Here is an 8,251-nt window from a genome sequence, read left to right on the forward strand (position 1 = left end):
AACAACATGAGTGCCAATTATGCTAACTAGAAAAGAAAAAATAGCCTATGGCTTAGGTGATACTGCAAGTAACATCATTTTTCAAACCGTGATGCTATTTTTAACTTTTTTCTATACCGATATATTTGGTATTTCTCCGGCCATCGTTGGTACTCTGTTCCTAGTGGTGCGAGTTATTGATGCAATCACCGATCCGTTAATGGGGGCGCTCACCGATGCAACCCGAACCAAATATGGTAGTTACCGGCCTTACCTATTGTGGCTCGCGATCCCGTTTGGGCTGGTTAGTGTAATTACTTTTACCACACCAGATTTAAGCGCGACAGGAAAAGTCATCTACGCGTTTGTCACCTATACACTATTAATGCTGGTTTATACCGCAATTAATATTCCTTATTCAGCTTTGGGTGGAGTACTAAGTCGCGATCCGAGTGAACGCGTATCCATTCAATCTTATCGTTTTGTATTTGGTATGCTCGGTGGCTTACTCGTCAGTGCTTGCACATTGCCATTAGTAAGCTGGTTTGGTAAAGGCGATAATGCTCTTGGCTATCAGCTTACTATGATACTGATGAGCTGTTTCGGTGTGATATTATTTTTGACCTGCTTTCGCTTTACTAAGGAACGCGTGGTTGCACCACAGCAACAAACCCTTAGCCTCAAAGCACAAATGGCAACGTTGTGGCAAAACGGTCCTTTTAAAATACTCTGTGGTGCTGCCATTATGCTGCTCACGAGTATGGTGCTGCGTACGACTTTAGCAATTTATTACGTAAAATATGTTCTTGGTGAAGCCGACTTAGTTACGCAATTTGTTACCTTGGGAATGATCGGTAATATCCTTGGCTGCGCCTGCGCACAACCACTGAGTAAACGGGTTGACAAAAAAGCAGCATATATATATCTCCAATACATCTCTGCGGCCATAAGCTGTTTTGCATTTTTCTTATCTGACGACCAATTAGTGCTCGCGTTTGCAGTCTATTTTTTATGGTGTTTTTTCACCCAAATGGCAACTCCATTGTTATGGGCAAAAATGGCAGATGCAATTGACTACGGACAATGGCAAAATGGCCATCGGCTAACTGGCTTGGTCTATGCAAGCGTGGTGTTCTTTATTAAACTAGGCCTGGCACTGGGCGGAGCTATTGCTGGTTGGTTACTGGCTTACTATGGCTATCAAGCTAACACTGAGCTTAATGAAGCAACTAAAGTCGGTATTTTAACCTCGTTTACACTGTTTCCTGCAATTGGTAGTGTACTTGTCGCGTTGATCATGAAAAGGTATATTCTTGATAATAATACCTTAGAGAAAATAAACGCTGATTTAGCGCAAAGAAGTAGTACTTAACAAGGAATATCATGGCGACCATTTATGAGGTGTCAAAACTTGCTGGGGTCTCATTAGCGACCGTTTCAAGGGTAATGAATAATAATACTAATGTCAGTGATGCAACGCGAAAAAAGGTAACCGTTGCGATGACACAGCTTGGTTACCGGCCTAATTCCATAGCACAATCTCTCGCATCTAACTGTTCAAATAGTGTTGGTTTATTAGTTTCCGAACTACAAGGCCCTTTCTATGGCCCAATGATGAGCGGCATTGAGACTGCTTTTCGTAAACAAAGCAAGCATGTGATCATTGCAGCAGGTCACAGTGACGAAGAACGTGAACAACAAGCAATCGAGTTTTTAATTAGTCGTAATTGTGATGGCTTAATTTTGCATGTTGAAGCAATTAGTGATGACTACTTAATAGAGTTGAGCAAAGGGAAAACTCCTTTTGTACTGATCAATCGATACATTCGCGAACTAGCATCGCGCTGCATTATTTTAAATAACGTAAAAGGCGGTTATTTAGCGACTAAACACGTATTAGAGCAAGGCCATACGAATATCGCTTATATCAGCGGCCCACTGTGGAAACAAGATGCTCAAGATCGCCTCGCAGGGCACAAACAAGCTCTAGCAGAGCACAACATTAGTTTTAATGAGCAATTACTATATCAAGGTGATTTTATGGAAGACAGCGGCACTGCAGGCTTTCAGCATTTATATAACGGTAATTCAAAATTTACAGCGCTAATTTGTGCCAATGATGAAATGGCAACCGGCGCTATGGCCAGTGCCCGTGAGTCATCATTAATCTTGCCTGAGCAACTTTCTATTATGGGCTACGATAACGTATTTTTTACCCGTCATGTGTATCCACCACTTAGTACCGTCAATTACCCAATCAACGAAATGGGCCAAATGGCTGCTAACTGGATTTTAAGTGAGGTGTATAAAAAAACCACCCCAGCTTTACAAACTCTTTTTGAACCTGAATTAGTGGTGCGTCAATCAATTATTACTAACCCTCAATAAGTTGGGTTAGTAATGCTAAATTAATCGGTTTAAGTAATACTTGCTCTATCTCAAGGAGTTCGATTTGCTTCGGATCTGGCTGTATACCACTGACGATTACTCGCTTTAAATCTGGATAATACTGCTTTGTATAACGAGCTAAATCCAAGCCACTGCCATCAGGCAAATGCATATCTAATAACACTTTATCAAATTGAGAGTCATTTTTTAGAATTGCTAAAGTATGCTCATAACTAGTTGCAACAACGGTTTCAACCCCTAAACTTTCCAGTAATAACTGGGTGATTTGCGCCGCATCTGCATCATCTTCAACCAATAAAAAACGCGCACAACTTTTTACTCGCGCTGGTTGCGCTAATTTATCAACGGGCTTATTAGCCGCCATAGAGTAATTAGTTAAGCACTGATAAAGTAAGCTTGAATCAACAGGTTTGCCTATCACATCGTTAAAGCCCAGCGCCAATAACTCGCTATGTATACCTTTCATCGTGGCAGCAGTAAGCGCGATTACCGCCCCCTTAAAACCCATTTTTCTAAGTTCAATCGTGGTTTCTTTGCCCCCCATCACCGGCATATGAATATCTAAAAATATAATGTCGTACGGATCACCTTGCTGTTGTGCTTTAGTTACTTTATCAAGTGTTTGCTTACCGTGTTCAGCATAATCAACCTTTGCACCAGCAGAAGAGATCATATGCCCAACTAACACCCGTAAATCTCGTAAATCATCCACCACCAATACTCGGCCACTGACTTTACAGGGGGCCATTTTTTGCTGCATATTAGGTGTCAAATCGAGCTTTAATACACTGCGCTCTACATATTGAATATTGCCCGGATACACTGAAATAGTAAATTCAGATCCATGACCAATAGCAGACTCTAATGTGATCCCGCCCTGCATACGACTCAACAATTCAGAGCAAATAGCTAAACCTAACCCCGCGCCGCCAACTGAGCGCGATTCTACATCGGCTATTTGTTCAAATGGTTTGAATATAAGTGCTTGTTTCTCAGGGGCAATACCCATTCCAGAATCTTTAATACTAAAAAACAGCATTTCACGGCCATCAATAACTTTTGTCCATGCGTGAACAATGATATCGCCTTGCTCGGTGAACTTAATCGCATTATTGATGATATTAATTAAAATTTGCCGAAACCGTGTCGCATCAATACTAATTACAAGGGGCAAAGGTTGTAATGACTCAAAACGCAGCGACAGCCCTTTATCCAGCGCAGATACTCGCATTAAGGTAAACACATCAGCCATTAAACTATCAAGGTTGACATCACTGCAGCTGAGCTCCAGTTTATCGGCAGCTATTTTTGATAAATCGAGAACATCATTTAACAAGCTAAGTAGATGCTTACCATTACGATAAATAACCCCTAACTCATTATTGGCATGATTGTTAAATTCACTTTGCATAAGCAACTCGGTATAGCCCAAGATTGACGATAACGGAGTGCGTAGCTCATGGCTTAAATGTGCTAAAAAGCGGTCTTTAGAACGATTTTCGGCTTCTGCTTTGAGTCGTTCAAGGCGTTCATCTTCAACATCGCGTCGGGCTAATGCGTAGCGAATAGAGCGGGCAAAGCGACTTGAACTCATTTCACTTTTTACGAGGTAATCAACAGCTCCGGCATCCAAAGCGGCTAAATCAAGGGCGTCGTTTGATTGCCCTGTGAGCATAATGATAGGGCCATTAAAACCATTTTCTACAGCTTGCTTTAAAACTGCTAAGCCGTCTGAAGCCCCTAAGCGGTAATCAAGCAGGCAAATATCATGCTGATTTTTACTAAGTACCTTAACTGCCTGCTTGGGATCACTGATCCACTCTATATCAAATGTATGCGAACTCAGCTGCTCTAGATAATCACAGGTTAAAATATAATCATCTTCATCGTCTTCAACAAGTAACAGTCTGGTTGCCTTATCTAACATAGCGTCTCCAGTTTTTTATTTAGTCATTAAACGTACTAGGTAACTCTACAAACTCCACCCAGTACTTACCTAACGTTTTCATTAGTTCAACTAAGCCATCAAACGTAACTGGTTTAGTAATGTATGAAGCCGCGCCTAAATCGTAACCCTTAACCATGTCTTCCTCTTGCTTAGACGTGGTTAAAATAACTACAGGAATACCTTTTAAGTTTGAATTGCCTTTAATCGCTTGCAACGCTTCGCGTCCATCCATGCGTGGCATATTCAAATCCAATAAAATCAACCCAGGTCGTGGCGATGAGTTTTTGTCTTCAAACTTACCTTTACGCTCTAGGTACTCCAAAAGCTCCACACCATCTTCAACAAAGTATAACTCGTTTAATACACGGCTTTCAGCGAGTGCGTCTTGCGTTAATAAACGATCATCTTCATCATCATCAGCCATTAAAATGGTGATTGGCTTTACTTTAGAAAATGGCATTTAAGCCTCTCCTTGCAATGTGAAAAGCTCGCTTTCCACAGGTAGTTTTATGATGAAGGTTGCTCCCTCACCGGTGTCACTTTGTGCCGCTATCGTACCGCCGTGACGCTCTACAATACGTCGGCACACGGATAAACCAATCCCCGTGCCTTTATATTGCGAACGCCCATGCAGACGTTGAAACGGAACAAAAATTTTGTCGGTATATTCTGGCGCAAAACCAATACCGTTATCTTTCACTGTAATGATTTGCCATTCCAGCTCTGTATTATAATCATCATTAAATTCAGTCTGATGCTGATACTCAATAGTGATAATTGGTGCCACATCTGGACGTCTAAATTTCACCGCATTTGAAATCAAATTCAAAAATAGCTGCTGCATTTGGCTCAGATCTGCTTGTATTACTGGCATTTCGCCCACGTTGACCTGCGCATTTGACTCTTTAATCGCAATTTCTAAATCGCTTAGCACATCATCAAGTACTTGCTTTAAATCCGTATCGGCAAAGTCTTTACCACGTGTTGTCACTCGCGAAAACTCTAACAAGTCATTAATTAAATTAGACATTCTTTGCGCTGCATTTTTCATACGCGCGATATAATCAATGCCTTTTTCACCCAATTCGTCTTTAAACATGGTTTCTAAGCGATCACTAAATGCTTGAATTTTGCGCAGTGGCTCTTGCAAATCATGACTCGCTACAAAGGCAAACTCTTCAAGCTCACGGTTACTGCGACTTAGTTCATCAGAGTACAAGGTCAGCTCTTGTGTACGCTCGGTCACTTTACTAGCCAGTGTTTCGTTTTGATATTCAAGTTCCTGCTGATATTTTGCCGCTGTATGTAAGTTAATACGCGTGAGCATAAACATACCAAGGATCAATAAAGCACTGGTTACGGCAGTAATTGCAAAAGTGAGTTTGGCTTCTTTTTTAATTTGCCCTAACTTTCGAAACTGCACAGCTTTAAAAGCAGACTCCGCATCTTGAATTTCATCAGCGAGCTCTCTAATTTGCTCGTAAAGCTTACGGCCTTGATGCGTCTCTAGTAAATAATGAGCACGGCGTTCTTTATCTGCTAATGCTAAATCAACGGTTCTGGTTAATACCGCAACTTTATCATCAACCAAAAATAGTAAACGCGCTACTTTATCTGCTTGGCCTGCAATTTCAGTACGTAAATTTTTAACCAGTGTAGCTTGTGAATTGAGCTGCATAATAGCGTCGTTGTAGGGTGCTAAATAATCTTTATCGCCCGTTAATAAGTAACCACGTTGTCCTGATTCTGCCTGCACAATTGAAAGATGAAGCTTCTCAATTGCGGTGTTTAACATATTAGTATCATCTAAACGCTGTTGGGTTTGAGTCAGGCTTTGAATGGTATTCATTGCCAAAATCGCATTCCCCACCACAATACACAGCAGCACCGCGATAAAACTGGCCCAGGTTACCTTGACCTTACCTTGTTGCTTTTGCAGCTTCATTTATAATCCTTTTATATTATCTTATTCAACGACGCCGAGATTCGATATTTGTTCTAAGCTGTCACTGCATTGCTGGCAATTACTTATTATTTTATCAAGTGCTGCCAATGCTTTTTCTTTTGGCATATCATTTTCTAGCACTAATTTAATCAATTCTGCATTCATCGATATACGATTCAGTGGTCCGCGTGCATCATGAATCAACTTATTGATTTTATCGTTATTAGCCATGCTACCCCTTTATTGATTACTTGAGTTTAATTTAGCTATATTCGCCAATACCACCATAGGCATTTAGACGGTTGTATAAAGTTTTAGTACTTATACCTAGCATTTGCGCTGCAAGCGTTTTATTACCTTGTACTTTATCCAACGTAGCGTGGATCAGCTCTTTTTCAACTTCTTCAATAGTTTGCCCTGCAGTCACTTGATTTGCTTGAGTTTGCTTATTCACTCGTGAAAATGGTGACTCTAAGTTATCTGGCAAAGTAATCGCTTTACCTTTTGGATCACTCATAATAAAAGCACGATGAATGCCGTGGCGCAGTTCTCGAACATTGCCTGGCCAATCATAGCTTTCAAGTAACTTTAATTGTGCAGTTTGCCATTGAAAGTCGGTATTGTTTTCTTCATTTAATTGATTTAAAAAAGCATTGGCTAATAAGGCAATATCTTCTTTTCTTTCACGCAGTGGTGGAATATCAATAGGAAATACCGCTAACCGAAAGTAGATATCTTCACGAATAACATTATTTTGCGCTAAATCTTCTAATGAACGGTTAGTCGCAGAAATCACTCGGCAATCTACCGCACTTTCTTTACTGCCACCTACTCGGGTTACTTTTTTAGTTTCTAACACGCGTAATAGATTAGGCTGCATATCTATTGGCATTTCAGTCACTTCGTCTAGAAATAATGTTCCGCCGGTTGCTTGCTCAAATACACCGTCTTTACGGGCAATAGCACCAGTAAAAGCCCCTTTCTCATGGCCAAATAATTCGCTACCAATAAGTTCTTTCGATAACGCACCGCAGTTAGTAGCCACCAAAGGTCCTGTACATGCGCTAGCATTGTGAATCGCTTGTGCGACAACTTCTTTACCAGCACCACTTTCACCCATTAACATTACGTTGGCGTTGGTGTTAGCAACGCGCTCAATCATGGTATACAAATGCTGCATTTGCGGCGATTCACCTATTAAGGTGCCAAAATGCTTTTTAATACTTGGCTCGGCTTTTTTCTTAGCCGTGGTTTTTTTAGGGTTGAGAAGGCGCTCAATATCTTCGCGCTGCAAGGGCTTAACTAGATGACCAACGTTAGGCTCACACATTTCAGCCAGCTTACCTTTGACTGAAGGATGACCTGAAATAAGGGTTATTTTTGGTTTTTGACCAATACTTTTAAGGTGCTCAACCAAGTGTAAACCACTTCCATCAGGCAGCATAAAGTCTAACAATACATGGTCAAAGGTATTATTTACAAACCACTGCTCAGCCTCTGCTAAATTAGCAGCAGTATTAATGTTATGTCCTAAAAACTCTACGATATGACAAACGACATCACTAAACTCGCTATCATCATCAACTAACAGTATGTTTAACATGATAAATCCCTATGCTTGTTATCATTGCCCAGCCTAACATCTTAACTGCCTTATTCTACAAAATCGATGCTTAACTGGAAATTTACGCTGTCTAAATAGATTTAGATCTTTTTTGAGATATAATTTTTAAATTAAATTTTAAGGAACATTCTGATGCGCTTACTTAAAAGCACCGTTCATCCCAGTGTGAGTGCCAGCGAACCACGTCAATTTACTCGCCTAACGAGCCGTGCTATTGCCTTAAAAGGCACTGATATTTTATTAATGTACACTGCCCGCTATGAAGATTTCAGCTTGCCTGGCGGCGGCATTGATGAAGGTGAAAGCATAGAGCAAGGATTAATCCGCGAGCTACAAGAAGAAACTG

8 protein-coding genes are annotated in these 8,251 nt (G+C 40.8%); 3 read left to right on the forward strand and 5 right to left on the reverse strand.

Annotation, left to right across the window (positions count from 1 at the left end; genetic code table 11):
- Positions 1–19: 19 nt before the first annotated feature.
- Both H5203_RS14375 and H5203_RS14380 read left to right on the forward strand, forming a co-directional pair.
- Positions 20–1,351: a glycoside-pentoside-hexuronide (GPH):cation symporter gene (locus H5203_RS14375; RefSeq protein WP_182819890.1), complete on the forward strand. Its 1,332-nt coding sequence runs from the start codon at positions 20–22 to the stop codon at positions 1,349–1,351.
- An 11-nt stretch (positions 1,352–1,362) separates the two neighbouring features.
- Entirely contained in the window at positions 1,363–2,367 is a 1,005-nt protein-coding gene (locus tag H5203_RS14380) for a LacI family DNA-binding transcriptional regulator (protein WP_145241188.1), read from the forward strand.
- Here H5203_RS14380 and H5203_RS14385 read toward each other — a convergent pair.
- The 5 genes from H5203_RS14385 to H5203_RS14405 are packed head-to-tail and all read right to left on the reverse strand — an operon-like array spanning position 2,354 to position 7,884.
- Positions 2,354–4,315 carry a hybrid sensor histidine kinase/response regulator gene (locus tag H5203_RS14385; protein WP_182819891.1) on the reverse strand — a complete coding sequence of 654 codons (1,962 nt, stop codon included), beginning with the start codon at positions 4,313–4,315 and terminating at the stop codon, positions 2,354–2,356. The two genes, H5203_RS14380 and H5203_RS14385, sit on opposite strands and share 14 nt — an antisense overlap.
- Positions 4,316–4,334: 19 nt before the next feature.
- A complete protein-coding gene (locus tag H5203_RS14390; protein WP_145241192.1) occupies positions 4,335–4,796 on the reverse strand; it encodes a response regulator in 462 nt (153 codons plus the stop codon).
- Entirely contained in the window at positions 4,797–6,281 is a 1,485-nt protein-coding gene (locus H5203_RS14395) for an ATP-binding protein (RefSeq protein ID WP_145241194.1), read from the reverse strand.
- A gap of 21 nt (positions 6,282–6,302) precedes the next feature.
- Complete coding sequence (locus H5203_RS14400; protein ID WP_145241196.1) at positions 6,303–6,512, reverse strand: histidine kinase; 210 nt, start codon at positions 6,510–6,512, stop codon at positions 6,303–6,305.
- A 31-nt stretch (positions 6,513–6,543) separates the two neighbouring features.
- Positions 6,544–7,884, reverse strand: a complete 1,341-nt coding sequence (locus H5203_RS14405) for a sigma-54 dependent transcriptional regulator (protein ID WP_145241198.1) — start codon at positions 7,882–7,884, stop codon at positions 6,544–6,546.
- 153 nt (positions 7,885–8,037) lie between these two features.
- On the opposite strand from H5203_RS14405, the gene H5203_RS14410 reads away from it, so the two are divergent.
- The coding region (locus H5203_RS14410; RefSeq protein WP_182819892.1) for an NUDIX hydrolase at positions 8,038–8,251 on the forward strand (214 nt) is incomplete at its 3' end.

It is taken from the genome of Pseudoalteromonas sp. SG41-1 (assembly GCF_014164575.1).
Classification (GTDB): Bacteria; Pseudomonadota; Gammaproteobacteria; order Enterobacterales; family Alteromonadaceae; genus Pseudoalteromonas; species Pseudoalteromonas rhizosphaerae.